Origin of the sequence: Streptomyces griseochromogenes, assembly GCF_001542625.1 — a bacterium.
GTDB lineage: Bacteria > Actinomycetota > Actinomycetes > Streptomycetales > Streptomycetaceae > Streptomyces > Streptomyces griseochromogenes.
The window spans coordinates 3,390,548-3,414,237 of record NZ_CP016279.1; the positions used below are offsets into that span (position 1 = coordinate 3,390,548).

Annotated in this window: 22 protein-coding genes and 1 pseudogene; 6 read left to right on the forward strand and 17 right to left on the reverse strand. The window is 70.4% G+C overall.

Features of this window, described 5'->3' with window-relative positions; all coding sequences use genetic code 11:
- Positions 1-149: 149 nt before the first annotated feature.
- The 3 genes from AVL59_RS14515 to AVL59_RS14525 all read right to left on the reverse strand — a co-directional run bounded on the left by AVL59_RS14515 (position 150) and on the right by AVL59_RS14525 (position 2,621).
- Positions 150-791: a carbonic anhydrase gene (locus tag AVL59_RS14515; protein ID WP_067303813.1), complete on the reverse strand. Its 642-nt coding sequence runs from the start codon at positions 789-791 to the stop codon at positions 150-152.
- 258 nt (positions 792-1,049) lie between these two features.
- The gene (locus AVL59_RS14520) at positions 1,050-2,150 is read right to left on the reverse strand and encodes a recombinase family protein (protein WP_067303816.1); all 1,101 of its coding nucleotides are present in this window, start codon (positions 2,148-2,150) and stop codon (positions 1,050-1,052) included.
- Between the two features lie 129 nt (positions 2,151-2,279).
- Positions 2,280-2,621 carry a helix-turn-helix transcriptional regulator gene (locus AVL59_RS14525; RefSeq protein ID WP_237281873.1) on the reverse strand — a complete coding sequence of 114 codons (342 nt, stop codon included), beginning with the start codon at positions 2,619-2,621 and terminating at the stop codon, positions 2,280-2,282.
- A 226-nt stretch (positions 2,622-2,847) separates the two neighbouring features.
- Here AVL59_RS14525 and AVL59_RS14530 point away from each other — a divergent pair, with 226 nt between their 5' ends.
- Positions 2,848-3,168 (forward strand): STAS domain-containing protein, encoded by a 321-nt coding sequence (locus AVL59_RS14530; RefSeq protein ID WP_257785081.1) that lies wholly within the window; start codon positions 2,848-2,850, stop codon positions 3,166-3,168.
- A gap of 490 nt (positions 3,169-3,658) precedes the next feature.
- Here AVL59_RS14530 and AVL59_RS14535 read toward each other — a convergent pair whose 3' ends face one another.
- The 3 genes from AVL59_RS14535 to AVL59_RS14545 all read right to left on the reverse strand — a co-directional run bounded on the left by AVL59_RS14535 (position 3,659) and on the right by AVL59_RS14545 (position 5,103).
- Positions 3,659-4,102 carry a DUF2267 domain-containing protein gene (locus tag AVL59_RS14535; protein ID WP_067303823.1) on the reverse strand — a complete coding sequence of 148 codons (444 nt, stop codon included), beginning with the start codon at positions 4,100-4,102 and terminating at the stop codon, positions 3,659-3,661.
- Positions 4,103-4,173: 71 nt separating this feature from the next.
- Positions 4,174-4,569, reverse strand: a complete 396-nt coding sequence (locus tag AVL59_RS14540; RefSeq protein ID WP_067303826.1) for a DUF2267 domain-containing protein — start codon at positions 4,567-4,569, stop codon at positions 4,174-4,176.
- Between the two features lie 102 nt (positions 4,570-4,671).
- A complete protein-coding gene (locus tag AVL59_RS14545; protein ID WP_067303829.1) occupies positions 4,672-5,103 on the reverse strand; it encodes an Hsp20/alpha crystallin family protein in 432 nt (143 codons plus the stop codon).
- 128 nt (positions 5,104-5,231) lie between these two features.
- Between AVL59_RS14545 and AVL59_RS14550 the strand changes: the two genes are divergently transcribed.
- Positions 5,232-5,861, forward strand: coding sequence for a type III effector protein (locus AVL59_RS14550; protein WP_067303830.1), 630 nt, complete (start codon positions 5,232-5,234; stop codon positions 5,859-5,861).
- A 203-nt stretch (positions 5,862-6,064) separates the two neighbouring features.
- Here AVL59_RS14550 and AVL59_RS14555 read toward each other — a convergent pair whose 3' ends face one another.
- Positions 6,065-9,313 (reverse strand): Tn3 family transposase, encoded by a 3,249-nt coding sequence (locus AVL59_RS14555; RefSeq protein ID WP_159399914.1) that lies wholly within the window; start codon positions 9,311-9,313, stop codon positions 6,065-6,067.
- A 27-nt stretch (positions 9,314-9,340) separates the two neighbouring features.
- Here AVL59_RS14555 and AVL59_RS14560 point away from each other — a divergent pair, with 27 nt between their 5' ends.
- Positions 9,341-9,778: a TIGR03618 family F420-dependent PPOX class oxidoreductase gene (locus tag AVL59_RS14560; RefSeq protein WP_067303836.1), complete on the forward strand. Its 438-nt coding sequence runs from the start codon at positions 9,341-9,343 to the stop codon at positions 9,776-9,778.
- Between the two features lie 33 nt (positions 9,779-9,811).
- Here AVL59_RS14560 and AVL59_RS54180 read toward each other — a convergent pair.
- A pseudogene (locus tag AVL59_RS54180) lies at positions 9,812-10,046 on the reverse strand (NAD(P)-dependent oxidoreductase); the annotation flags it as partial.
- Between the two features lie 73 nt (positions 10,047-10,119).
- Between AVL59_RS54180 and AVL59_RS14565 the strand changes: the two are divergent.
- Both AVL59_RS14565 and AVL59_RS14570 read left to right on the forward strand, forming a co-directional pair.
- A complete protein-coding gene (locus AVL59_RS14565) occupies positions 10,120-10,716 on the forward strand; it encodes a TetR/AcrR family transcriptional regulator (RefSeq protein ID WP_067303839.1) in 597 nt (198 codons plus the stop codon).
- Positions 10,717-10,769: 53 nt separating this feature from the next.
- On the forward strand, positions 10,770-11,111 hold the full coding sequence (locus AVL59_RS14570; protein WP_067303842.1) for a VOC family protein: 342 nt from the start codon (positions 10,770-10,772) through the stop codon (positions 11,109-11,111).
- 6 nt (positions 11,112-11,117) lie between these two features.
- Here AVL59_RS14570 and AVL59_RS14575 read toward each other — a convergent pair whose 3' ends face one another.
- From AVL59_RS14575 to tkt, 8 genes are all read right to left on the reverse strand, one after another.
- The gene (locus AVL59_RS14575; RefSeq protein WP_067303845.1) at positions 11,118-11,783 is read right to left on the reverse strand and encodes a TetR/AcrR family transcriptional regulator; all 666 of its coding nucleotides are present in this window, start codon (positions 11,781-11,783) and stop codon (positions 11,118-11,120) included.
- A 203-nt stretch (positions 11,784-11,986) separates the two neighbouring features.
- Positions 11,987-12,580 (reverse strand): histidine phosphatase family protein, encoded by a 594-nt coding sequence (locus AVL59_RS14580; RefSeq protein WP_067303847.1) that lies wholly within the window; start codon positions 12,578-12,580, stop codon positions 11,987-11,989.
- A 6-nt stretch (positions 12,581-12,586) separates the two neighbouring features.
- On the reverse strand, positions 12,587-13,465 hold the full coding sequence (gnd, locus tag AVL59_RS14585) for a phosphogluconate dehydrogenase (NAD(+)-dependent, decarboxylating) (protein WP_067317275.1): 879 nt from the start codon (positions 13,463-13,465) through the stop codon (positions 12,587-12,589).
- 5 nt (positions 13,466-13,470) lie between these two features.
- Complete coding sequence (gene pgi, locus AVL59_RS14590; protein ID WP_067303849.1) at positions 13,471-15,123, reverse strand: glucose-6-phosphate isomerase; 1,653 nt, start codon at positions 15,121-15,123, stop codon at positions 13,471-13,473.
- A gap of 1 nt (position 15,124) precedes the next feature.
- Positions 15,125-16,051: a glucose-6-phosphate dehydrogenase assembly protein OpcA gene (gene opcA, locus AVL59_RS14595; protein WP_067303852.1), complete on the reverse strand. Its 927-nt coding sequence runs from the start codon at positions 16,049-16,051 to the stop codon at positions 15,125-15,127.
- Complete coding sequence (zwf, locus tag AVL59_RS14600) at positions 16,048-17,640, reverse strand: glucose-6-phosphate dehydrogenase (protein WP_067303855.1); 1,593 nt, start codon at positions 17,638-17,640, stop codon at positions 16,048-16,050. Before zwf ends, opcA begins: the two co-directional genes overlap by 4 nt.
- The gene (tal, locus tag AVL59_RS14605; protein WP_067303858.1) at positions 17,640-18,782 is read right to left on the reverse strand and encodes a transaldolase; all 1,143 of its coding nucleotides are present in this window, start codon (positions 18,780-18,782) and stop codon (positions 17,640-17,642) included. The genes zwf and tal overlap by 1 nt, the downstream gene beginning before the upstream one ends.
- A 19-nt stretch (positions 18,783-18,801) precedes the next feature.
- Positions 18,802-20,877 (reverse strand): transketolase, encoded by a 2,076-nt coding sequence (gene tkt, locus AVL59_RS14610; protein ID WP_067317277.1) that lies wholly within the window; start codon positions 20,875-20,877, stop codon positions 18,802-18,804.
- A 146-nt stretch (positions 20,878-21,023) separates the two neighbouring features.
- Here tkt and AVL59_RS14615 point away from each other — a divergent pair, with 146 nt between their 5' ends.
- Positions 21,024-21,926: a helix-turn-helix domain-containing protein gene (locus AVL59_RS14615; protein WP_067303861.1), complete on the forward strand. Its 903-nt coding sequence runs from the start codon at positions 21,024-21,026 to the stop codon at positions 21,924-21,926.
- Between the two features lie 188 nt (positions 21,927-22,114).
- Here AVL59_RS14615 and AVL59_RS14620 read toward each other — a convergent pair whose 3' ends face one another.
- Positions 22,115-23,500: a glycoside hydrolase family 16 protein gene (locus tag AVL59_RS14620; RefSeq protein ID WP_067303864.1), complete on the reverse strand. Its 1,386-nt coding sequence runs from the start codon at positions 23,498-23,500 to the stop codon at positions 22,115-22,117.
- Between the last annotated feature and the right edge of the window lie 190 nt (positions 23,501-23,690).

Sequence of the window (23,690 nt, forward strand, 5' to 3'; positions counted from 1 at the left end):
ACGGTGCTGGACGCGTGGTCGGCTCCGTGAGCCATCGGGCGGTGCCCTTCCGGGGTAATCGAGCGGTGAACCCGGTGGGTTCCCCATCCGCGTATACGGGTCTCCTCACACCGGGGCAAATCACGCTGGGGCAGCCACAGCCGGGATGGTCAGGACGCGGCAGGGACCGCCGCATCAAGGCCGCGAGAGGCGACGAGCTGTGCACTGCCGTCGGCCAGCCGGTAGGACAGCCCCACCACGCCGAGGCGGCCTGCGGCCACCCGTTCGGCCAGGGCGCGAGAGCGCTCGAGCAGCAGGTCCACGGTGTGCTCGATGTGCTCGGCCAGGATCTCGTCGGCCTGGTCGCGTCCGGCGGCGCGGGCTGCCAGCACGCTCGGGGTCACCCGTTCGACAACGTCACGGACGAAGCCGCCGGGCACCCTGCCGCCGTCGGCTGCGGCACGGGCGGCTGCGATGGCCCCGCACGAGTCGTGGCCGAGCACGACGACGAGCGGGGCGTCGAGCACGCTCACGCCGTACTCGATGGAACCAAGGGCTTCTGCACCGGCGACATGCCCCGCGGTGCGCACCACGAACAGGTCGCCCAGGCCGCGGTCGAAGATGATTTCGGCGGCCAGCCGGGAGTCGGAGCACCCGAACAGCACGGCGAAGGGCTGCTGTGCCGGTGCGATCTCGGTGCGGCGTATGGCGTCCTGGTTCGGGTGCTCGGGGGCGCCTGAGACGAAGCGCTGGTTACCGGCCATGAGCAGCTCGAAGGCGCCGCGGGGCGTCGGGTTCTGGATCTCGGTCATGGCGGCAGCCTACGAGCCGGCACCAGCCGTCGCACCGCCTGGTCCCGCCGGAGCTCACCAGGTCGGGCCACACCGACGGCCTTGCCATCACCCCCAGGCGCCCGGCGAGAGCGGCCTCGGTAGGGAACCTCAGCGCGCGACGGTGCTGCCCCGCCCCGTACGCCGACCGGTCCAGGACCCTCCGTTCGTCGTCCACATCCGCACAACGAGCCAGGTGCCGCCCGCGCTGTCGGCCGAACGAGGGTGGACCGCCCGGGATCACTCGCCATCCCCGCCGTTGCGGGCCTGCGCCAGCAGCTGGGCCACCACGTCCTTCGCTCCGTCGTCGGTCTGCTCAGTGAGCGCGTCAATCACCTCGTCGCTCGTGCCGTCGAGAACCTGCTGCGTGAGGCGATCCATCAGCTCGGGGTCGGTGCCGCTGCCGGGGCCGGTGAGGTCCACCCGGGGCGGCCGACGCGGGGCGATGATCTTCGGCCCGGCCGGTGCCTCGGTCGCCTCGGCTTCGGCGAGCGCGCGGTACAGCGAGGCGATCGAAGGATGTTTGCCTGCGTTCTTGCCGGTCTTGATCGTCAGCTTCTTCGCGATCTCCGGTACAGGGACACCGCGGTCCTTCAGCGCACGGGCGAAGAGAAGCATGTCCTCGTCGATGACCTTGGGGCGTCCGCCGTGGTTGCCCTTGGCCGCGGCGGTCACCTGGCCCTCCAGGGTCTTCTCCCGGATGTAGTTGCGTTCGATCTGGGCTGCGGCGGCCAGGACGGCGAAGAACATCGCGCCCATGCCATTGGGGTCGTAGATGCCGCTGAGCGGTCCGGTGAGGAGTTCGAGCTGGACGCCGACCGCCTGGAGCTGTCCGGACAGCGTCATCAGTTCGGCGGCGTTGCGGGCCAGGCGCTTGAGCTCGTGGACGGTGAGGATGACCTCCTGGTCGGGGGCGGCCTCCTTGATGTCGTACGCCAGCTTCAGCGCCTCCTGAAGCTTCGGCCGGGCCTTCACCCGGGTGCTGATCTTCTCGGAGAAGATCCGCTTGCAGACCGGTTCCAGCGCGTCGAGTTGGGACTGGAGTTCCTGCTGGGCGGTCAAGCAGCGCGCGTACCCGATCCGGATCGGCTTTGCCGCCGAGGCGGCAGGCAGAGCCTCGGCGGGCGGGCCCGGCTTCCACGGCCGTCCCGGGCCGCGGTCCTCCGGCACGAGGACGTCGAGTTCCTCCCGGAGCGCGGGCACGAGGATGAAGCGGGCGGTGTGGTACTTCGTGGCGGTCTTCCCGCCGCGGGTGCGGCACGGGCCGCCGGCCTGGGCTTCACACTTCGGACAGTCGTTTCGTTCTACCGCGATTGCGGCTTGATCGGGCGTCAGATCCACCCCGGAAGTCTGTCAGAACTGTCTCGCACAACACCTAGGTTTTGAGAGGACTTCTGCGAGTCGCGACCTGCGGAAACGTGATCGCCCCGAGGCTCTCGCAGAACTCTCGCAACCGGTCATTTATGAGAATCACGGTGCGTGCTTCCCGGGCCCTGACCCGCCCTCCGGGGCAAGATCCTCGCGGTCCCCGCCGGTGAACAACTCCAGCAGGGCCCTGACAGGCAGGTGGGCCTCCGTCGAATGACGCAGCCTGCCGTCCAGATGGAGGATGTAGCGCGTGCGCCGTCCCTCTCGCTCCCGGCTGAGGTAGCCGGCCTGTTCGAGGTCGCCGACGATGCTCTGGGCGGTGCGTTCGGTGATGTGGCAGGCCGCGCCGATGTCACGGATACGCGCGGTGGGATCGCGTGCGGCGGCCAGCAGCACGCGCGCGTGGTTGGTGAGAAAGTCCCATCCTCTGGCCTGCTGGTCCACGATCAACGCTGCCCCCTCGATGCTGCCGTGCCGGGAACACCGGCAGCGAACTTCCCGAAACCCGCTTCATCCATTGTCTACGGGGATGCAGGATCCGTGGTGAAGGCATCCGGCTCTTCTGTCGTGGTCGGACGGGCCTTGCCGGATAGGCTCGACGGCATTCTCAGGTCCCGGGTGAGACGGTTGGGCAGGCGTTGTGGAAGATCTTTCTTCGGTCGAGACGACCATGTCGGGTCCCTGCCTGGTGGCGAAGGTGCGCGGGGCCATGGATTACGTCACGCAGCCGGAGATGCGTGAGCGGCTGGAGCAAGTGATCGCTCGCGCGGAGCGGGCCGTCGTCGTGGACCTGGCGGATGTGTCGTTCTGCGACTCGGCGGGGCTGAACGTCTTGCTGGGAGCACATCGCGAGGCGGAGAAGGCAGCGGTGGCACTGGTCCTGGCCTGCGTCCCGGGCCTGTTGCACCGGGTCCTGGAGATGACTGGAGCCGATCAGGTCCTGCGGGTCTTTGCCACCGTCGCCGACGCCGAGGCCGCCCTGAGCAGCTGACGGCACCCCGAATGAGTCCGCCCCGGTGTGCGGCCTGCGGTGACGGGGAAAGTGGCCGGTAGCCAGGGGCAAGCCGCTGCACATCGCGGCTCTGGCAGGCCGCTCCGGTCCGAACAGCGGAGCCGCCCCCTCGGGGCCCCGTAGCCGAGCCGACGGGCCGCAGGACCTCGAGGCGCCCGGCGGAACTCGCCCCGCGTCGTCCGCGGCGGCCGGGCCGCGCAGCGGGGCGCAGGCCGCCGCCGGCCAGCCGTTGGCCCTCACCTGTGACCCGAGGCCGGAACCTCACGCTGAGCTACTTGCCCCTTCGCGGCGGCTTCGGGACGCGTACAGAGCCTCCACTCACACCATGTCAAAAGTTTTGACAGCTACGCCGGTTCTCTGTTCCGTTCCTACTGGTGAAGTCCCCGATCGCGCGGATCGGGGACTTCACCAGTACGAGACCGGCCGGCGGGGGTCGGGGCGGGCCTCTGTTACGGCTCCGGGTGCCCGCTTACGCGGCCGGGGCGAGTTCGGCGCGACCGAACAGCAGGGCGTAGCCGGTGGGAAGCTGGTGCAGGATGCGGGTGATCAGGTCGGGGCCGGCGTGGGCTGTGACGGCGGCGAATACGGAGCCGGTGTCCCAGCGGGTGGTGGCCAGGGAGGCGCCGGAGCGGGCGGCGAGGTCCTTGACGAAGGCCCAGCCGGTCAGCGGCTGGGTGTCGGGGATCTGTGCGGTCAGGACCCGTGCGGCCTCCAGGGGCAGGCAGGCGGCCAGGTCGACGCGTTCGTCGCCGGTCAGCTGACGCCCGAGCCCTCCCAGGACGAGGCGGACGGCTTCGTCGGCCTTCTCGCGGGTGGGGTAGGCGCCCTCGTAGCGGACTTTCTCCAGCATCTGCTCGTACGCCGTCCCGTACGGCTGCTGGTGCCCTTGAGGTGCGCGTACGTCGGTGATCACTGCGGTGCATGCCTTTCATCGGAGCCGAGATGGGGTGGCGCCCGGGGGTGTGGCACCACCCCAGGTCTTGGTCAGGTGGGTTGTGGGCGGCCGAAGAGGAGGTCGTAGCCGGCGGGGAGCTGGAGCAGGATCTGCCCCATCAGGTCGTCGTCGGCGGTGTCGGCGACCGTGGACAGGACGGCGCTGACGTCCCAGGTCGCGGTGTGCTCGGTGGCGCCTTCGATCCAGGCCGCGGTCGCGCGGACGAACCGTTCGGGGGGCAGCGGTTCGGCGCTCTGCAGCGGGTTGAGCAGGATCAGTGCGAATTCATCCGGCAGGCGTGCGGCGAGCTGGGCTCGGACCTCGCCGACCAGGTGCGCGCCGAGCAGGGCGAGGACCACGCGGGCCGCCCGCTCCGCTTCCTGCACGGTCTCGTACTCACCGCGTTCTCTCACGTGATCGAGGAACGCTTCGCGTCGCAGAGTCATCTCGGCCGCCCCTTTCCTGTTCGGACTGTCCAGGGGTGCGGAGGACGGGTGATGAGGGGGAGATCAGGTGCCTGTCCTCCGCACCGGTCCGGCGGGCTGGTGTCAGCCGGAGATCTCCTTGCGGCCGGAGCCGACGCCGATGGAGATCTTGCGGGGCTTGGCGCGCTCGGCGATCGGGATGCGCAGGGTGAGCACGCCCGCGTCGTAGTCGGCCTGGATGTGCTCGGTGTCGAGGGTGTCGGCGAGCACGATCTGGCGGGAGAAGACGCCTAGCGGCCGCTCGGACAATTCCATCTGCACGTCGTCGGCCTTCGCCACCGGCCGGCGCTCGGCCTTGACGGTGAGCATGTTCCGCTCGACGTCGATGTCGATCGCGTCCGCGGTCATACCGGGGAGGTCGAAGGCCACCACGTACTCGTCGCCCTCGCGGTAGGCGTCCATCGGCATCGCCGACGGCTTGGACCAGGTGCCCGGGCCCATCAGCTGCTGTGCCAGCCGGTCCAGCTCACGGAAGGGGTCAGTGCGCATCAACATCGTGAAACACCTCCAGCGGTTTGTAGGCAGTTGCTGCCAATGCGCTGCACTGACACCGTTGTAACATGTCATCCAATGGATGACAAACATGATGTCGTCGACGTGATGACACAACGAGGGAGGTGCCCGTGACCGCAGCAGACCAGCCGTCCACAACCAGCACCGACGCCCACAGCCCGGCGTCGTTCCTCGCCGCCGCGGCGGCCCTCAACGCCATAAACGACGCCCTGCACACAGCCCAGCACGAGACCCCTGGCAGCCCCGGCACCGGGCCGGGCCCGGAGCAGGCCCTGGCCTCCCTGATGCTGCTGCGGCAGGTCCGCGAGCAGCTCGCCGGATGGGAGACCGGCTTGATCGAAACCGCCCGCGACGCGGGCGCCAGCTGGGCCGACCTCGCCCACCCCCTCGGCGTCACCAGCCGCCAGGCCGCCGAACGCCGCTACCTGCGCGGCCGACCCGGCCCCGCCGGAACCACCGGCGAACAGCGCGTCACTGCCACCCGCCAGGCCCGGGCCGCCAAGCGCACCACCGCCACCTGGGCCCGCCGCAACGCCGCCGACCTGCGCCGCCTCGCCGGCCAGATCACCGCCCTCACCGACCTGCCCCCCACCGCCCGCCGCCCGCTCAGCGAGCTCCACGCGGCTCTCGCCCACAACGATCCCGCAGACCTCATCGCCCCCCTGACCGCCGCCCGCCCCCACCTGGCCGCCACCCACCCCGACCTCGCCGCCCAACTCGACAGCCTCACTCCCCCCTGACCCCGCCTGGTGCACCGCAACACCATCCAGTCAGCCTCCGCCCCCGGGCGAACGAGTTGTGGCCTGGAGACCGACGGGGCCGGCCGGCGGTCTCACCTGGCCCGTTCCCTCAATGGGCAGGGCCTGGTGAGGGGCTGATGTAGTTGGCGGCCAGAGTGCCGAGGCTCCGGTTCGTGCCGGGTCTGCCGACCGGCCCCGGCCTTTCAGGCGGCCTGACCGAATCCGGCCGCGGCCGGGTCCGTCTCGCGCAGTGGGGTGAAGTCCACGTCCAGCTTCGGGTCGTACGCCTCCGGCTGGATGCCGAGCTCGTGCGTGCTGTACTCGCCGAACCGGTTGATGTGCTCGGTCAGGTACGGCGAGATGTGCGCCAGGTCCTCCGGCTCGATCGTCCAGCCCTCCTCCAGCAGCTGGCGGACGATCTCGGCGATATCCAGGGCGTTGTGGAAGATCACCGCGTTCGTCAGCAGCGCGTTGAACTTCATCGCCTTCTCCTGCTCGACGGGGTCGTTGTGGGCGATGACGCCGCGGTTGCCGAAGCCGACCCACTGGGAGAACCGGTTGAACGACTCGACCTTGTTCGTCGCCGCGGTCACCCGCCGCCGCAGCGGGGCGTCGGTGAGGTAGCGCAGCAGCTGCACGGTGCGGATGACGCGGCCGAACTCGCGGAAGGCGGTGTAGGTGGCGTTCTTCCGCGATCCCGACCGCAGCCGCTTGAGCAGCGTGGACGAGGAGATCGCTCCTTCCCGCACCGAGACGGCCACCCGCATCAGGTGCCCGAACTGCGACTCGATCAGGTCCCAGTCGATGACGTTCTTGCCCGGCTCGCCGAACAGGGCGTCGATGTGCACGTACTCGCTCTGCTTGCTGGGCCGGTAGAACGTGGAGTCCTTCCAGTTCCGGATGCTGGGCATCAGGTCGAAGCCCAGCAGATGGGCGAGTGCGAACACCGGGAAGGACTGGCCCTGGGTGTCGGCGTGCACGGTGGTCGGCTTGACCTCGGAGGTGTTCTTCAGCAGGCCCTCGATGATGTAGACCGCCTCCCACACCCCGCACGGGATGAAGTGCGTGAATAGCGCGATGTACGTGTCGGAGATGTGGTGGTAGGCGATCCCGCCCGGCTTGCCGTACCTGACGGAGGTCTCGGCGAGCAGGTTGTCGAGGTAGGTGTCCATGTGCGTGCCGTCGGCGGCCACCGCGGTGCCATCGCCCCACGCCTGGGAGATGCCGAGCTGGGCGTGCGCGTTGACCAGGTCGGCGATCGCCTCGTTCAGCAGCACAATCGAGAAGTGCCGGTTCGCCGTGTACGACAACTCATGCCCGGAGACGCCGGGGATGTGGCGCGCGGCCTCGTACGGGCCCATGTTCGTGCCCTTCACGAACGTCGTGATCACGTAGCGGCCGAAGGGGTCGGCCAGCTTCGGCTCGTTGCCGGAGGCCGGCCCGAAGCGCCGCCACCACTCCACCCAGTACGCCGTGCGGGCCAGGATGCCCATCAGCGACCGCTCCGGCATCCTGGCCTTGATCTCCTCCTCCAGCCGCTTCGCCGAGGGCCGCTGCCCCTCCGCGCGGTGCGGCTTGAGCGACGGGATGCCCGTCTCCGGGTCGATGACCAGGCCCTCGTTGTCCGGGTATCCGGCGTCCGCCGCCGCGGCGGCGTCCCGCAGCTTGTCCTCCAACTGCCGGCGGAAGAACCCGGCGTCGAACTCGGCCCTCTCGCCCTCCTCGGCGAGGCCGACCTCCACCAGGTAGGCACCCAGCTTCTCCTGCACGGCCTCCCACGCGAGCAGCTGCTTGGACCAGTCGGCGTACTCCTCCGAGCCGACGACCGCGACGTCGCCGGTGCGCAGTTCCTCGGCGAGGGCGGTGAAGACCATCGCCTCGAAGTGCTTGCGGACGAACTGGCCCGGGCGGGTCTTGTCGAGTACGGCCTTGCGCCAGTTCTGGGTGGTGAAGGAGATGTCCACCTCCCGGCCCGTCTCGTCGAAGGCGGTGATGTACTCCCCGCGGGCGGCCTGGTGCCGCTGGGCGTGCGCGAGCGCGTCCAGCACCCGCCCGTCCTCGCTGGTGGCGGTGAACTCCAGCTTCTCGGCGAGGTCGAACATCACCGCCCGGTCCCGGCCGATCTGCCCATACAGCAGCACCTCCCAGAAGTTGCCGTGATGGGCGGAGACCTTCTCGATCTGCTCGTACTGCTTGTCGAAACCGCCGAACTCCTCCACGGTCTGGGTGACCGCGCCGAGCCCGCCAGCCTGCACCACCAGGGCCTTCGTAAGGGCCAGCAGGGCCGGGGAGACGTCGCCGTCGAGCCGCATGGCCACCTCCTCGGCCGTCGCCGCCTCGTCCAGGCCGTCCAGCGCCTGCCGGGCCTCGGCGGTCATGGCCGCGGCCTTGACCAGCGCGGCCTGAGCCGGGCCGCCCTCGTCGATGTTCTTCAGCACCGTGCGGTAGTTGCCGATCAGTGCCTCGACTATCTCCCGCTCGGCCAGCCGGATCTCCTCCAGCTCCTGCTTCGCCTTCTTGACCTTCGTCGCCACCCGCTTGCAGAACATCGTCGCCAGGTCGTCACGGACCCGCATCCGTGCCTTGTGCACCAGGCAGGCCACCAGCGCCATGCGCTTGACGGGCCGGTAGTCCCGCAGCTCCGCCACATCGGCGGCGTCCGCCTCCCCGGCGAAGTCGGTGATCTTCCCCGCGGCCACCCCGTCCATCCACACGTCCGTGTCGCCGAGGCCGTCCACCCACTCCAGGCGCTTGGTCAGATTCTTGAAGTGCGACCAGCTCGGGCCTTGCGCGGGCCTCTTCAGCCGGTTGAACAGCGTGGTGCCGTCGCCGTCGCGGTCCTCCAGCAGCCGTGCCAGGCCAGCCCGCTCGGCCGGGCTGACCCGGTCGTGGATGCCGTCGCAGATCGCGGTGTTCACCTCGCGGCGGATCTTCGAGGCCATCGCGTCGAAGGTGGAGAACGCCGGCAGCTCCAGCCCGGCCTCCACCACCTTCTCCAGCGCGATGTTGATCAGATCCGCCGGGCGGTTCTTCGCCGCGGCCTCCCTGCGGATCGACTGCTCGGCGATCCGCCGGGCCTCCGCCTGGTCGTAGAGCACCCCGACCCGCTTGCGGACCAGGCCCCGGTGGTTCTTGGCGGTCTTCTCCGCCTGGTACACCGGCAGCGTGCCCTCCGGCAGCTCCACCTGGCGCCGGACGAAGTCCACCACCATGGCCGGGACGTCCTCCAGCTTCGGGAAGCACCCCATGCGCTGATACGACTTCAGCATCAGCAGCAGGGCCAGCAGATGTTCATCGCAGTCCGTGGCATCGGACGCCCACTGAAGCTCATCGATCGTCGGCGAGAAGAACAGATGCGGCTCATACGCGGTGATCAGCCGCTTGAACCGCGGGTACGCGGTCCGCTCGATCGAGGTCACAACCCACCCCAGGCCCCAGACGATGGTCAACATCACCACCAACGACACTGAGCCGAACGGGTGACGGGCCGGGACCTTACGCCTTCAAGATCATCCCACGGCCCCTTTTGGGCTCACCTCGGCGACACCCCCCTCAGGAAGGACGGCCGCCCCCAGCTGTCCAATGTCAACCACGCCTACTACCCGGACGAGCGGATCATCCGGGTCTCGCTCACCGACGACCGCGCCAAGACCCGCAACCTGCGCCGCGACCCCCGCGCCTCGTACCACGTCACCACCGCGGACCGGTGGGCGTACACGGTCGCCGAGGGCGCCGCGGACCTGTCGCCGGTCGCCGGGGACCCCCACGACGAGACGGTCGAGGAACTGGTCCGGCTCTACCGGGACGTGCGGGGCGAGCATCCGGACTGGGACGACTACCGGGCCGCCATGGTCCGCGATCGCCGGCTCGTCCTGAGGCTGCGCGTGGAGCGGGCGTACGGAATTCCCGAGGGCTGATCTCCCCCGGGACGGGCAACCCCCGGGCGCGGCCTACGGCGCCTCGGCGGTCCGTGCCTCGATGGCCCGCAGCACGGCCACCATGTCCTGGCCGCCGTGGCCCTGCGCTGCGGTCTCCTCGAACAGGGCGTGGCAGACATTCCAGGAACCGACGCTGGTCCAGGCCTTGCCGCTCGGCGAAGTGGAACGCCTCGGTCAGCCCGGTCACCAGGGTGATCAGGAACAGGTTCACCGACAGTTTCACCAGCAGGGCACCCGGGACCGCACCGACTATGACAGCGGTCATAGTAGCGGCGTTATGACGCCGGTCATAGGGTGGGCGCGACGATCGGAGGTCGGACATGGCCGAGTCGCGGCACGGACCCCGCGAGCGGATGGTCTTCAGCGCGGCCCAGCTGATCCGGCGCGACGGGGTGGGTGCGACCGGCATGCGGGACGTCGCCGCACACGCCGGGGCGCCGCGCGGGTCGCTCCAGCACTACTTCCCGGGCGGCAAGGAACAGCTGGTCAACGAAGCCGTCGCCTGGGCCGGCCGGTACGCGGGCAAGCGCGTCGCCCGCTTTCTCGCGGGGCTCGACGAGCCGACGCCGAGCGGCCTGTTCGCGGCGATGGCGGCCCAGTGGACCCACGAGTACGAGTCGGAGGGCTTCGCCGGCGGGTGCCCGGTCGCCGCCGCCACGGTGGACCGCGCCGCCACGGGCCCCTCCACCCGCGAGGCCGCGGCCGCCGCGTTCGCCACCTGGAGCGGCCCCGTCGCCGAGGCCCTGACCGGCATGGGTGTCCCCGCCGCCCGCGCCGGCTCACTCGCCACCTTGATGATCAGCGCGCTGGAGGGGGCGATCCTGATGGCCCGGGCCGAACAGGACGTACGCCCGCTGACGACCGTCGTGACGGAGCTCGGGCCGCTGCTCGACGCCTCGACGGTCTCCTCACGGTGAGACGCGGGACGGAGGTGCTTGTACCGCCAGGCGTCCCGCACTAGCCTCCGCCCGTGATCAATGGGGCACATGTGGTGATCTACAGCCGGGACGCCGAGGCCGACCGGACCTTCCTGCGGGACGTACTCGGGTGGGCGCACGTCGACGCCGGCCATGGATGGCTGATCTTCCAGGCGCCGCCCGCCGAGGTGGCCTGCCACCCCACCGACGGCGAACCGTCGCACGAGCTGATGCTGATGTGCGACGACCTGGAGGCGACCCGGGAGCAACTCGCCGAGCGAGGCGTGGAGTTCGCGGAGCCGGTCGAGGAGGCGCGCTGGGGCCGGGTCACCGCGCTCCGGCTGCCCGGCGGCGGGCGGCTCGGTCTGTACGAGCCGCGCCACCCACGGCCGTAGAGGCGCTCAGTCCGCGGCCCCTTCGGCGGTGAGCCAGGCGACCAGCATGTCGCCGACCATCGTCCGGTAGTGCTCGCGCCGCGCCGGGTCCAGCAGGTCGCGGCCGAAGAGGGCGCCGAAGGTGTGCCGATTGGCCACCCGGAAGAAGCAGAACGAGCTGATCATCGCGTGCACGTCGACGGCGTCGAGATCGGCCCTGAACCGGCCCGCCCGCTGACCGGCCTCCAGGGTCCGCCGGATCACACCCAGGGCGGGCGAGCCGACCCTGCCCAGCTTGCGCAGGGCGGCGATGTGCTGTGCCTCGTGGACATTCTCGATGCTCACCAGGCGGACGAAGTCGGGGTGGCGTTCGAGATGGTCGAAGACGAGTTCGGCCAGGCGCCGGATGGCCGTCACCGCGTCCAGGTGCTCGACGTCCAGCTGTTGCTCCGCCTCGTGCAGGTCCCCGTACAGCCGTTCCAGTACGGCCGTGAACAACTGCTCCTTGCCACCGAAGTAGTAGTAGATCATCCGCTTCGTGGTGCGGGTGCGGGCCGCGATCTCGTCCACCCGGGCGCCGTCGTAGCCGGCCCTGGCGAACTCCTGCGTCGCCACGTCGAGGATCTCGGCCCTGGTGCGCGCGGCGTCACGCGTCCGCGCGTCGGGTCCTGCCGGTTCGTCGACGATGGTCATGGAGTTCCTTCGGGCAAGGGGCGGGCGATGCTCGCTCGCGTGCCGGTGATTGTAGAAGCAGGGCCCGGCGACGCGGCCGAGTTCTTCGTCACGCCCACGGCGTCCACGGTCCGTCCGCTGCCCACGGCCCGGGGACCGGACCCGGCCACGGGAACACCGCGGCCCGGGTCACACGGGGTGACCCGGGCCGCGGGGCGGGGCTGTCAGGGGCGCCGGTTCCACTCGGCGATCACGGGCCGTCCGTGCTCCGTGGAGAGCCGGCTGACGGTGCCGGTCGCCAGCTGGAACAGACGGCCCTCGGCGGGCGGCAGACCCAGCCGGCGGGCGGTGAGCACCCGCAGGACGTGGGCGTGCGCGACCAGGATCACGTCTCCGCTGTCCGTGGCGAGCGCCCGCTCCACCCGGGCCAGCACCCGGTCGGCGCGCGCCCCGGTCTCCTCGGGCGACTCGCCGGGGTGCCCCTCGGGGCCGGGCGGTACGCCGTCGGTCCACAGGTCCCAGGCGGGGCGGGCACGATGGATGTCGACCGTGGTGACGCCCTCGTAGCCGCCGTAGTCCCACTCGTGCAGATCGGGGTCGGCCACGGCCCCGGTCAGACCCGCCAGTTCGGCGGTGCGGATCGCGCGGCCCAGCGGGCTGGTCAGCGCGAGGGCGTAGGCCCGTCCGGTGAGGAGCGGAGCGAGGGACTTGGCCTGTTCCTCACCGTGTGTGGTGAGGGGCAGGTCGGTCCAGCTGGTGTGCTGTCCCGACAGGCTCCACTCCGTCTCACCGTGGCGGACCAGCAGGAGGTCGCCCACGGTTGCTCAGTCCTTCTTCTCGACGGCGTGTCCGCCGAACTGGTTGCGCAGCGCCGCGATCATCTTCATCTGCGGGGAGTCGTCCTGCCGGGAGGCGAACCGGGCGAACAGCGAGGCGGTGATCGCCGGGAGCGGCACCGCGTTGTCGATGGCGGCCTCGACCGTCCAGCGGCCCTCGCCGGAGTCCTCCGCGTACCCGCGCAGCTTCTCCAGGTGTTCGTCCTCGTCCAGGGCGTTGACCGCGAGGTCCAGGAGCCAGGAGCGGATGACGGTCCCTTCCTGCCAGGAGCGGAACACCTCGCGGACGTTCTCCACCGAGTGGACCTTCTCGAGCAGCTCCCAGCCCTCGGCGTAGGCCTGCATCATGGCGTACTCGATGCCGTTGTGGACCATCTTCGAGAAGTGCCCGGCACCGACCCGGCCGGCGTGGACGTAACCGTAGGGGCCCTCCGGCTTCAGCGCCTCGAAGATCGGCTTCAGCCGCTCCACGTGTTCCTTGTCGCCGCCGACCATGAGGGCGTAGCCGTTCTGCAGGCCCCACACGCCGCCGGAGACGCCCGCGTCGACGAAGCCGATGCCCTTGATGCCGAGTTCGGCGGCGTGCTTCTCGTCGTCGGTCCAGCGGGAGTTGCCGCCGTCCACCACCACGTCGCCCGGGGACAGCAGGTCCTTCAGTTCGTCGACGACGGTCTGGGTGGCGGTGCCGGCCGGGACCATCACCCAGAGGGTGCGCGGCGCGTCGAGCTGCTGGACCAGCTCTTCGAGGCTCTTGACGTCGGAGACCTCGGGGTTGCGGTCGTAGCCGATGACGGTGTGGCCGGCGCGGCGGATCCGCTCGCGCATGTTGCCGCCCATCTTGCCGAGACCGATGAGACCGAGCTGCATGTCGTTCACTTCCTGAGATTGCGGTAGGCGGCGACGAGGGCCGTCGTGGACGGGTCGAGACCGGGCACGTCCGCGCCCATGGTCAGGGCGGGCTCGATGCGCTTGGCGAGGACCTTGCCCAGCTCCACGCCCCACTGGTCGAAGGAGTCGATGTTCCAGACCGCGCCCTGCACGAACACCTTGTGCTCGTAGAGGGCGATCAGCTGGCCGAGCACGGACGGGGTCGGCTCGGCGGCGAGGATCGTGGTGGTGGGGTGGTCGCCGCGGAAGGTGCGGTGCGGCACCTGCTCCTCGGGCACGCCCTCCGCGCGGACCTCCTCGGCCGTCTTGCCGAAGGCGAGGGCCTGGGTCTGGGCGAAGAAGTTGGCCATCAGCAGGTCGTGCTGGCCCTTGAGGGTGTCGCCCAGCTCGGCGACCGGCCGGGCGAAGCCGATGAAGTCGGCCGGGATCAGCTTGGTGCCCTGGTGGATCAGCTGGTAGTAGGCGTGCTGCCCGTTGGTGCCGGGTGTGCCCCACACGACCGGCCCGGTCTGCCAGTGCACGGGCCGGCCCTGCCGGTCCACCGACTTGCCGTTGGACTCCATGTCCAGCTGCTGGAGATAGGCGGTGAACTTGGAGAGGTAGTGGCTGTACGGCAGCACCGCGTGCGACTGGGCGTCGTGGAAGTTGTTGTACCAGATGCCCAACAGGCCGAGGATCAGCGGCGCGTTGGCCTCGGCGGGTGCGGTGCGGAAGTGATCGTCGATCAGGTGGAAGCCGTCGAGCATCTCCCGGAAGCGGTCCGGGCCGATGGCGATCATCAGGGACAGGCCGATCGCGGAGTCGTACGAGTACCGGCCGCCGACCCAGTCCCAGAACTCGAACATGTTGTCCGGGTCGATGCCGAACTCGGTGACCTTCTCCGCGTTGGTCGACAGGGCCACGAAGTGCTTGGCCACCGCCTTGTCCTCGCCGTCCAGGCCCGCCAGCAGCCAGGAGCGGGCCGAGGTGGCGTTGGTGATCGTCTCGATCGTGGTGAAGGTCTTGGACGCGACGATGAACAGGGTCTCCGCCGGGTCCAGGTCGCGGGTGGCCTCGTGCAGGTCGGCGCCGTCCACGTTCGACACGAACCGGAACGTCAGCTCCCGTGCCGTGTAGGCGCGCAGGGCCTCGTACGCCATCGCGGGCCCGAGGTCGGAGCCGCCGATGCCGATGTTGACGACGTTGCGGATCCGCCTGCCGGTGTGGCCGGTCCACTCGCCCGAGCGGATCCGCTCGGCGAAGGCGGCCATCTTGTCCAGGACGGCGTGCACGCGGGGCACGACGTTCTCGCCGTCGACCTCGATCACCGCGTCGCGCGGGGCGCGCAGCGCGGTGTGCAGTACGGCCCGCCGCTCCGTGATGTTGATCCTCTCGCCCCGGAACATGGCGTCCCGCAGCGCGAACACCCCGGTGGCGGTGGCGAGTTCCGTCAGGAGGGCCAGGGTCTCGTCGGTGATCAGGTGTTTGCTGTAGTCGATGTGCAGATCGCCGGCCCGTACGACGTACCGCTCGGCGCGGCCGGGGTCCGTCGCGAACAGCTCACGCAGGTGCGGCCGGCCCTCGGCACGGTGGTCGGCGAGGGCCGTCCACTCGGGCCTGCGGGTGAGCTCGGGGGTGTCTGACGGTGCGTCGGACATGTCAGGCGTTCTCCTTGGCGGCCTCGCCCTTGAGGGCGATGGCGTACATCTCGTCGGCGTCGAGGCGGCGCAGCTCCTCGGCGATGAGTTCGGAGGTGGAGCGGACCTTCAGGGCGAGGGTGCGCGGCGGCTGGCCCGGCAGGGTCAGGGTCGCGAGCGGGCCCTCGGGGCGGTCGATGACGATCTCGCCGCTCGCGGTACCGAGGCGCACGGCCGTGACGACCGGTCCGGCGGTGACCACGCGGTCCACCTTGATGCTCAGGCGGGCCTCCAGCCAGCGGGCGAGGAGTTCGGCGCTGGGGTTGTCCGCCTCGGCCTCCACGGCCGCCGACGTCACCTTCGCACGGGCCTGGTCCAGGGCGGCGGCCAGCATGGACCGCCACAGCGTGAGCCGGGTCCAGGCGAGGTCGGTGTCGCCGGGAGCGTAGTTGCGGGCCCGGGTCTCCAGTACCTCCATCGGCCGTTCGACCGCGTACAGGTCGGTGATCCGGCGCTGGGCGAGCGCGCCGAGGGGGTCCTTCGAGGGGGTGTCGGGCGCCTCCACCGGCCACCACACGACCACCGGGGCGTCCGGCAGCAGCAGCGGCAGGACCACCGAGTCGGCGTGGTCGGAGACATCGCCGTAGGTCCGCAGCACGACCGTCTCGCCGGTGCCGGCCTCCGAGCCGACCCGGACCTCGGCGTCGAGGCGGGAGGAGGTGCGGTCGCGCAGGGTACGGGCGTGGCGCTTGATGACCACCAGGGTCCGCGAGGGGTGCTCGTGCGAGGCCTCCTCGGCGGCCCTGATCGAGTCGTAGGCGTTCTCCTCGTCCGTGACGATGACCATCGTCAGGACCATGCCCACGGCCGGGGTGCCGATGGCGCGGCGGCCCTGCACCAGCGCCTTGTTGATCTTGCTTGCCGTGGTGTCGGTCAGGTCGATCTTCATGGCCTGCGCCAGCTCCGTCCGTCTCGTGCGAGCATCTCGTCTGCCTCCTCGGGACCCCATGTGCCCGACGGGTACTGCGCCGGCCTGCCGTGCCGCCCCCAGTACTCCTCGATCGGGTCGAGGATCTTCCAGGACTCTTCCACTTCCTGGTGACGGGGGAACAAATTGGCGTCGCCGAGCAGCACGTCCAGGATGAGCCGCTCGTACGCCTCCGGGCTCGACTCGGTGAACGACTCGCCGTAGGCGAAGTCCATGGACACGTCCCGGATCTCCATCGAGGTGCCCGGCACCTTCGAACCGAACCGCACGGTCATGCCCTCGTCGGGCTGGACGCGGATGACGATCGCGTTCTGGCCCAGTTCCTCGGTCGCGGTGGAGTCGAACGGGGAGTGCGGGGCCCGCTTGAAGACGACCGCGATCTCCGTGACCCGGCGGCCGAGACGCTTGCCGGTGCGCAGATAGAAGGGGACGCCCGCCCAGCGGCGGTTGTCGATGCCCAGCTTGACGGCCGCGAACGTGTCGGTCTTCGACTTCGGGTCGATGCCGTCCTCTTCGAGGTAGCCGACGACCTTCTCGCCGCCCTGCCAGCCGGCCGCGTACTGCGCCCGCACGGTGTGGCTGCCCAGGTCCTCGGGCAGCCGCACCGACTTGAGCACCTTCAGCTTCTCGGTGAGCAGCGCCTCCGCGTCGAACGCGATCGGCTCCTCCATGGCGGTGAGCGCCATCAGCTGGAGCAGATGGTTCTGGATGACGTCACGGGCCGAGCCGATGCCGTCGTAGTAGCCGGCCCGGCCGCCGATGCCGATGTCCTCGGCCATGGTGATCTGCACATGGTCGACGTAACTGCGGTTCCAGATCGGCTCGTACATCTGGTTGGCGAAGCGCAGCGCCAGGATGTTCTGGACCGTCTCCTTGCCGAGGTAGTGGTCGATGCGGAAGACCTGGTCCGGCCCGAACACGTCGTGCACGACCGCGTTCAGCTCGTGCGCCGACTTCAGGTCGTGGCCGAACGGCTTCTCGATGACCGCGCGCCGCCAGGAACCCTGCGGCGGGCTCGCCAGGCTGTGCTTCTTCAGCTGCTGCACGACCTTGGGGAAGAACTTCGGCGGGACGGAGAGGTAGAAGGCGAAGTTGCCGCCGGTGCCCCGGGAGGCGTCCAGCTCCTCGACGGCGTCCTTGAGCGCCTTGAAGGCGGTGTCGTCGTCGAAGTCGCCCGGGATGAACCGCATGCCCTCGGCGAGCTGCTGCCACACCTCCTCCCGGAACGGGGTCCGCGAGTGCTCGCGCACCGCGTCGTGGACGACCTGCGCGAAGTCCTGGTCCTCCCAGTCCCGGCGGGCGAAGCCCACCAGCGAGAAGCCCGGCGGCAGCAGGCCGCGGTTGGCCAGGTCGTACACGGCCGGCATCAGCTTCTTGCGGGACAGGTCGCCGGTCACACCGAAGATGACCAGGCCGGAGGGGCCCGCGATACGGGGCAGCCGGCGGTCGCGGGCGTCCCGCAGCGGGTTCACCCAGTCGGTGGCAGGGGCGAGGGGAACCGGCGCCGCCGCGGTGGGGGGCGTCTCGGGTTCCGGAGCCTTGGTCGTCATTACGCGTCAACTCCCTTGCTGTCCAGGGACTTGGTGACGGCGTCCAGCAGGTCCTGCCAGGCCGTCTCGAACTTGGCGACGCCCTCGTCCTCCAGCTGCTGGACGACCTCGTCGTAGGAGATGCCGAGCCGCTGGACGGCGGTGAGGTCCGCGCGGGCCTCGGCGTAGCCGCCGGTCACCGTGTCGCCGGTGATCCTGCCGTGGTCCGCGGTGGCCTTCAAGGTGGCCTCCGGCATGGTGTTGACGGTGCCGGGCGCGACCAGCTCGTCCACGTACAGCGTGTCCTTGTAGGCGGGGTCCTTCACCCCGGTGGAGGCCCACAGCGGGCGCTGCCTGTTCGCCCCGCCCCCGGCGAGCGCCTGCCAGCGGTCGGACGCGAACACCTCCTCGTAGGCCTCGTAGGCCAACCGCGCGTTGGCGAGCGCCGCCCGGCCCTTGAGCGCGAGGGCCTCGTCGGTGCCGAGGACGGTCAGCCGCTTGTCGATCTCGGTGTCCACGCGGGAGACGAAGAAGGACGCCACCGAGTGAATCCGGGACAGGTCCAGGCCTCGCTCGCGGGCCTTCTCCAGACCGGCCAGGTAGGCGGCCATGACCTCGCGGTAGCGCTCCAGGGAGAAGATCAGCGTCACGTTGACGCTGATGCCGAGGCCGATGACCTCGGTGATCGCCGGGAGACCCGCCCGGGTCGCCGGGATCTTGATCATCACGTTGGGGCGGTCGACCAGCCAGGCCAGCTGCTTGGCCTCGGCGACCGTCGCCCGGGTGTCGTGGGCGAGACGGGGGTCGACCTCGATGGAGACACGGCCGTCGCGGCCGTCCGAGGCGGTGTACACGGACCGCAGGATGTCGGCGGCCGCACGCACGTCGGCGGTCGTCATCATCCGCACCGCTTCGTCCACCGTCACATCGCGCACGGCCAGGTCCGTGAGCTGCTCCTCGTAGCCCTCGCCGGAGCCGATGGCCGCCTGGAAGATCGACGGGTTGGTGGTGACGCCGACGACGCCCCCGCTCTTCACCAGCTCGGCCAGGCCGCCCGAGGTGATCCGCTTGCGCGACAGGTCGTCCAGCCAGATCGAGACGCCTTCGTCGGCGAGGCGCTCAAGGGCTGCCGGGGTCGCGATTGCTTCGGTCACAGTGATCATCTTTCTGGTCGCGTCGGTATCAGGCGCGCGCGGCGGCCAGCGACTCGCGGGCAGCGGCGGCGACGTTCTCGGGGGTGAAGCCGAATGCGGCGAACAGGGTCTTCGCGTCGGCGGAGGCACCGAAGTGTTCGAGGGACACGATCCGTCCCGCGTCGCCCACGAACCGGTACCAGGTCAGGCCGATACCGGCCTCGACCGCGACCCGGGCCCTCACGGACGGCGGCAGGACGTGCTCGCGGTAGGACCGCGGCTGCTGTTCGAACCACTCCACGGACGGCATCGACACGACCCGCGTGCCGATGCCCTCGGCCTCCAGCCGCTCCCGCGCGGCGACGGCCAGCTGCACCTCGGAGCCGGTCGCGATGATGATCACCTCCGGGGTCTCGGTGGAGGACTCGCGCAGCACATAGCCGCCCTTGGCCGCGTCCTGGTCGGGCGCGTACGTCGGCACGCCCTGGCGGGTGAGCGCGAGCCCGTGGGGGGCCGGGTCGGTGGCGTGCCTCTTCAGGATCTCGGCCCAGACGACCACGGTCTCGTTGGCGTCGGCCGGGCGGACGACGTTCAGGCCCGGGATGGCGCGCAGTGAGGCCAGGTGCTCGACCGGCTGGTGGGTCGGGCCGTCCTCACCGAGGCCGATGGAGTCGTGCGTCCACACGTACGTCACCGGCAGCTGCATCAGCGCCGACATCCGCACCGCGTTGCGCATGTAGTCGGAGAACACCAGGAAGGTGCCGCCGTAGACGCGGGTGTTGCCGTGCAGGGCGATGCCGTTCATCTCCGCGGCCATGGAGAACTCGCGGATGCCGAAGTGGACGGTTCGGCCGTACGGGTCCGCCTCGGGCAGCGGGTTGCCCTCGGGCAGGAAGGAGCTGGTCCCGTCGATGGTGGTGTTGTTCGAGCCCGCCAGGTCGGCGGAGCCGCCCCACAGCTCCGGGAGGACCGGGCCGAGCGCCTGCAGCACCTTGCCGGAGGCGGCGCGGGTGGCGACGGACTTGCCCTCCTCGAACACCGGCAGGGCGTCCTCCCAGCCCTCGGGCAGCTCGCCCTTGCCGACCCGGTCGAAGAGCGCGGCCCGCTCGGGGTCGACCGCGCGCCACTCGGCGATCCGCTTGTCCCAGGCCGCGTGCGCCTCGGCACCCCGGTCCAGGGCCCGGCGGGTGTGCCGCAGGACCTCCTCCGTGACCTCGAAGGACTGCTCGGGGTCGAAGCCGAGGACACGCTTGGTGGCGGCGATCTCGTCCGCGCCGAGCGCGGAGCCGTGGGAGGCCTCGGTGTTCCGCGCGTTCGGGGCCGGCCAGGCGATGATCGTGCGCATCGCGATGATCGAGGGCCGGCCGGTCTCGGCCCGCGCGGCCTTCAGCGCCGTGTACAGCGCGGGCACGTCGATGTCGCCGTCGGCGGTGGGCTCGATGCGCTGGGTGTGCCAGCCGTAGGCCTCGTACCGCTTCAGCACGTCCTCGGAGAAGGCGGTCGCGGTGTCGCCCTCGATGGAGATGTGGTTGTCGTCGTAGAGGAAGACCAGGTTGCCGAGCTTCTGGTGGCCCGCGAGAGAGGAGGCCTCGGCGGAGACGCCCTCCTCCAGGTCGCCGTCGGAGACGATCGCCCAGACGGTGTGGTCGAAGGGGGAGGTGCCCTCGGGAGCCTCGGGGTCGAACAGGCCGCGCTCGTAGCGGGCGGCCATCGCCATGCCGACGGCGTTGGCGGCGCCCTGGCCGAGCGGACCGGTGGTGGTCTCGACCCCGGCGGTGTGCCCGTACTCGGGGTGACCGGGCGTCCTGGAGCCATGGGTGCGGAACGCCTTCAGGTCGTCCAGCTCCAGCTCGTACCCGGCGAGGAAGAGCTGGGTGTAGAGGGTCAGCGAGGTGTGGCCGGGAGAGAGGACGAAGCGGTCACGGCCGGCCCACTCCGGGTCGGCCGGGTCATGCCTCATCACCTTCTGAAAGATCGTGTACGCGGCGGGAGCCAGGCTCATCGCGGTGCCCGGGTGGCCGTTGCCGACCTTCTGCACGGCATCGGCCGCCAGAAGCCGGGCGGTGTCCACGGCACGCCGGTCGAGGTCGGTCCACTCGAAGCCGTCGGGTGTCTGCGTGCTCATCTTCAAGAAGTCCTCGTTCAATGCGTGATTGCTGGCCGGACGCGTTCAAACTTAAAAGTCTGACTTTTTCGGGGGAAGGGCGGGGTGTGTCAGCCTGTGGTGAATCTGGGACAGCGATCGCGTGACAGGAACGGCACGAAGAGAACATGGCGGACAGAACATCCCAAGCCGGTGGCGGCGGCATGGACGGCGACGGGATCCGGACCTTCCCCTTCCCGACCGAGTTGGCGGTCGGCGGCGTCGGCATGCAGGTCGGCCCCATGGGTACCGGCCACACCTGGCACGCCGACGCCCCGCTGCACCGCGTCCATCGCATCGACTTCCACGTGGTCATGCTCTTCACCGGCGGACCCGTACGGCACATGGTCGACTTCGCCGAGCACGAGGCCGTGGCCGGCGACCTCCTGTGGATCCGGCCCGGGCAGGTCCACCGCTTCTCCCGGACGAGCGAGTACCGCGGAACCGTCCTGACCATGCAGCCCGGCTTCCTGCCCCGCGCCACCGTCGAGGCCACCGGCCTGTACCGCTACGACCTGCCGCCCCTGCTGCACCCCGGCCCGGCCCAACTCTCCGCGCTGGGAGCCGCCCTCGAACAGCTGCGCCGCGAGTACGAGGACACCGCGACCCTGCCGCTGAGTCTGCACACGGCCGTCCTGCGGCACACCCTGACCGCGTTCCTGCTGCGCCTCGCCCATCTCGCGGCCAGTTCGGAGGAGGCCTCCAGGCGGCAGGACACCACCTTCACCCTCTTCCGCGACGCGGTGGAGAAGGGCTTCGCCGCCAACCACAGCGTCAGCGCCTACGCCGACGCGCTCGGCTACTCCCGCCGCACCCTCGTCCGCGCCGTCCGCGCGGCCACCGGCGAGACGCCGAAGGGCTTCATCGACAAGCGGGTGATCCTGGAGGCCAAACGCCTTCTCGCCCACACGGACATGCCGATCGGCCGCGTCGGGGCGGCCGTGGGCTTCCCGGACGCGGCGAATTTCTCCAAGTTCTTCCATCTGCACACCGGCGTCACGCCGGTGGTGTTCCGGGCGGAGCTGCGCTGACCGCGGGCCGTGGCCGGTCACCTCGAGGGCGGGGCGGTGTCGCGGGCCGGGCCCGCTGCGCCGGCTCGTCGCGTTCCAGCGTGTCGGCCAGGTCCGATGACGGAGCGGCGCTCCGGTGCGGTCGGGGCGGCACCGCCACCGCGCGGATGCCCCGCCGGACCCTGGCCGCGGGGCACCCGACACCCTGCTCAGTGACCGAAGTCGAACCAGTTCACGTTCACGAAGTCGGCCGGCTGGCCGCTGGTGAAGGTGAGGTAGACGTCGTGCGTGCCGGTCACCGAGGTGATGTTCGCCGGGATCGTCCGCCAGCTCTGCCAGCCCCCGGTGTCGGCCAGTGCGAAGCTGCCGATCGGGGCGTTGCCGCGGCTGTCCAGGCGCACCTCGACCAGCCCGCTCACCCCGGACGCGGCCCCGCTCGCCACCCGGGCGTAGAACTGAGTGGCCGCCGTGGAACCGAAGTTCACGCCCTTGTACAGGGCCCAGTCGCCGTTGGCGAGGGAGCCGATGTCCTGGCCGCCACCGGTGTCCGTGGCGGACTCGGTGCTCACGCCGGACTGGCTGTCGTAGGACTCGCCCTGGATGGCGCTGTAGGCGTCCCGGTTTCCGGTGGGCGGGGGAGTGGTACCGCTCCCGTTCGACCGCAGGACCTGGACGTAGTCGACGAGCATCGGGTGGCCGGACTCGGTGGCGCTGGTGGGGCCGCCGCCGAACGCGGCCGGGAAGGCGCCGCCCATCGCCACGTTCAAGATGACGAAGAAGCCGTGTCCGGTGGCGTCGGCCCAGGTGGCCGCGTCGACCTGACCGGCCGTGACCGTGTGGTAGTTGACGCCGTCGACGTAGAAGCGGATCGCTTCGGGGCTCACCGAGCGGTCCCACTCCATGGCGTAGGTGTGGAAGCCGGACTGACAGGTGCTGCCCGGGCACGCGGTGGAGTTGCCGATGCCGGTGGTCTCGTTGCAGGGGCCGCCCGGGTTCGTGCCGCAGTGCATCGTCGCCCAGACCTTGTTCATGCCCTGGACGTTCTCCATGATGTCCAGCTCGCCGACGCCCGGCCAGTTCTGGTAGTTGCCGCGGTAGGGCGAGCCCAGCATCCAGAACGCCGGCCAGTAGCCTTCGGCGGCGGTGCCGGTGACGTTCGGCATCTGGAGGCGGGCCTCGACCCGCAGCTTGCCGCCGGCCGGAGGCTGGAAGTCGGTGCGGGTGGTCTCGATGCGGCCCGAGGTCCAGCGGCCGGCCGAGTCGCGCAGCGGGGTGATGCGCAGATTGCCGTTGCCGTCGAGCGAGACGTTGTCCGTGCTGTTCGTCATCGTCTCGACCTCGCCGGTGCCCCAGTTGGCGGGGCCGCCCGGATACGAGGTCCCGGTGTCGTACTGCCAGTCCGAGGTGTTGACGCCGGAGCCGGCGGAGCCGTTGAAGTCGTCGAGGAAGACCTGGGTCCAGCCGGACGGGGGTGTGGGCGCGGAGGCGTCGGCGGGGAGGGTGGCGGCCGTGGCGAGGGCGGCCGCGAGGCCGAGCGTGGCGAGGACGGCGACGAGGGCCCGGCGCCGTCTGGGTATGCCGGAGGTTTCACTCATGGGGGTGCCTCTCGGGTACGGAGTATGCGCGCGACTGTCTCTGAGAGCGCTCTCAAAGTGGCCTCAATGTGCTCTCCGCCGCCGTGGTCGTCAAGAGTTGAAACAGAGAAAGTCCTTGCCTCCCCGCGGAGTTCACCCGATGAAGCCGCGCGCGGGCTGGACCGCGCCCCCTGCCGGCATGCCGACGCCG

What these genes read in the sequence shown, in the direction of transcription:
- AVL59_RS14515 (WP_067303813.1), bottom strand. Translation starts at nt 791, where the DNA reads ATGACCGAGATCCAGAACCCGACGCCCCGCGGCGCCTTCGAGCTGCTC.
- AVL59_RS14530 (WP_257785081.1), top strand. Translation starts at nt 2,848, where the DNA reads ATGTCGGGTCCCTGCCTGGTGGCGAAGGTGCGCGGGGCCATGGATTAC.
- AVL59_RS14540 (WP_067303826.1), bottom strand. Translation starts at nt 4,569, where the DNA reads ATGACTCTGCGACGCGAAGCGTTCCTCGATCACGTGAGAGAACGCGGT.
- AVL59_RS14545 (WP_067303829.1), bottom strand. Translation starts at nt 5,103, where the DNA reads ATGTTGATGCGCACTGACCCCTTCCGTGAGCTGGACCGGCTGGCACAG.
- AVL59_RS14555 (WP_159399914.1), bottom strand. Translation starts at nt 9,313, where the DNA reads ATGTTGACCATCGTCTGGGGCCTGGGGTGGGTTGTGACCTCGATCGAG.
- AVL59_RS14565 (WP_067303839.1), top strand. Translation starts at nt 10,120, where the DNA reads ATGGCCGAGTCGCGGCACGGACCCCGCGAGCGGATGGTCTTCAGCGCG.
- AVL59_RS14575 (WP_067303845.1), bottom strand. Translation starts at nt 11,783, where the DNA reads ATGACCATCGTCGACGAACCGGCAGGACCCGACGCGCGGACGCGTGAC.
- gnd (WP_067317275.1), bottom strand. Translation starts at nt 13,465, where the DNA reads ATGCAGCTCGGTCTCATCGGTCTCGGCAAGATGGGCGGCAACATGCGC.
- pgi (WP_067303849.1), bottom strand. Translation starts at nt 15,123, where the DNA reads ATGTCCGACGCACCGTCAGACACCCCCGAGCTCACCCGCAGGCCCGAG.
- opcA (WP_067303852.1), bottom strand. Translation starts at nt 16,051, where the DNA reads ATGAAGATCGACCTGACCGACACCACGGCAAGCAAGATCAACAAGGCG.
- zwf (WP_067303855.1), bottom strand. Translation starts at nt 17,640, where the DNA reads ATGACGACCAAGGCTCCGGAACCCGAGACGCCCCCCACCGCGGCGGCG.
- tal (WP_067303858.1), bottom strand. Translation starts at nt 18,782, where the DNA reads ATGATCACTGTGACCGAAGCAATCGCGACCCCGGCAGCCCTTGAGCGC.
- tkt (WP_067317277.1), bottom strand. Translation starts at nt 20,877, where the DNA reads ATGAGCACGCAGACACCCGACGGCTTCGAGTGGACCGACCTCGACCGG.
- AVL59_RS14615 (WP_067303861.1), top strand. Translation starts at nt 21,024, where the DNA reads ATGGCGGACAGAACATCCCAAGCCGGTGGCGGCGGCATGGACGGCGAC.
- AVL59_RS14620 (WP_067303864.1), bottom strand. Translation starts at nt 23,500, where the DNA reads ATGAGTGAAACCTCCGGCATACCCAGACGGCGCCGGGCCCTCGTCGCC.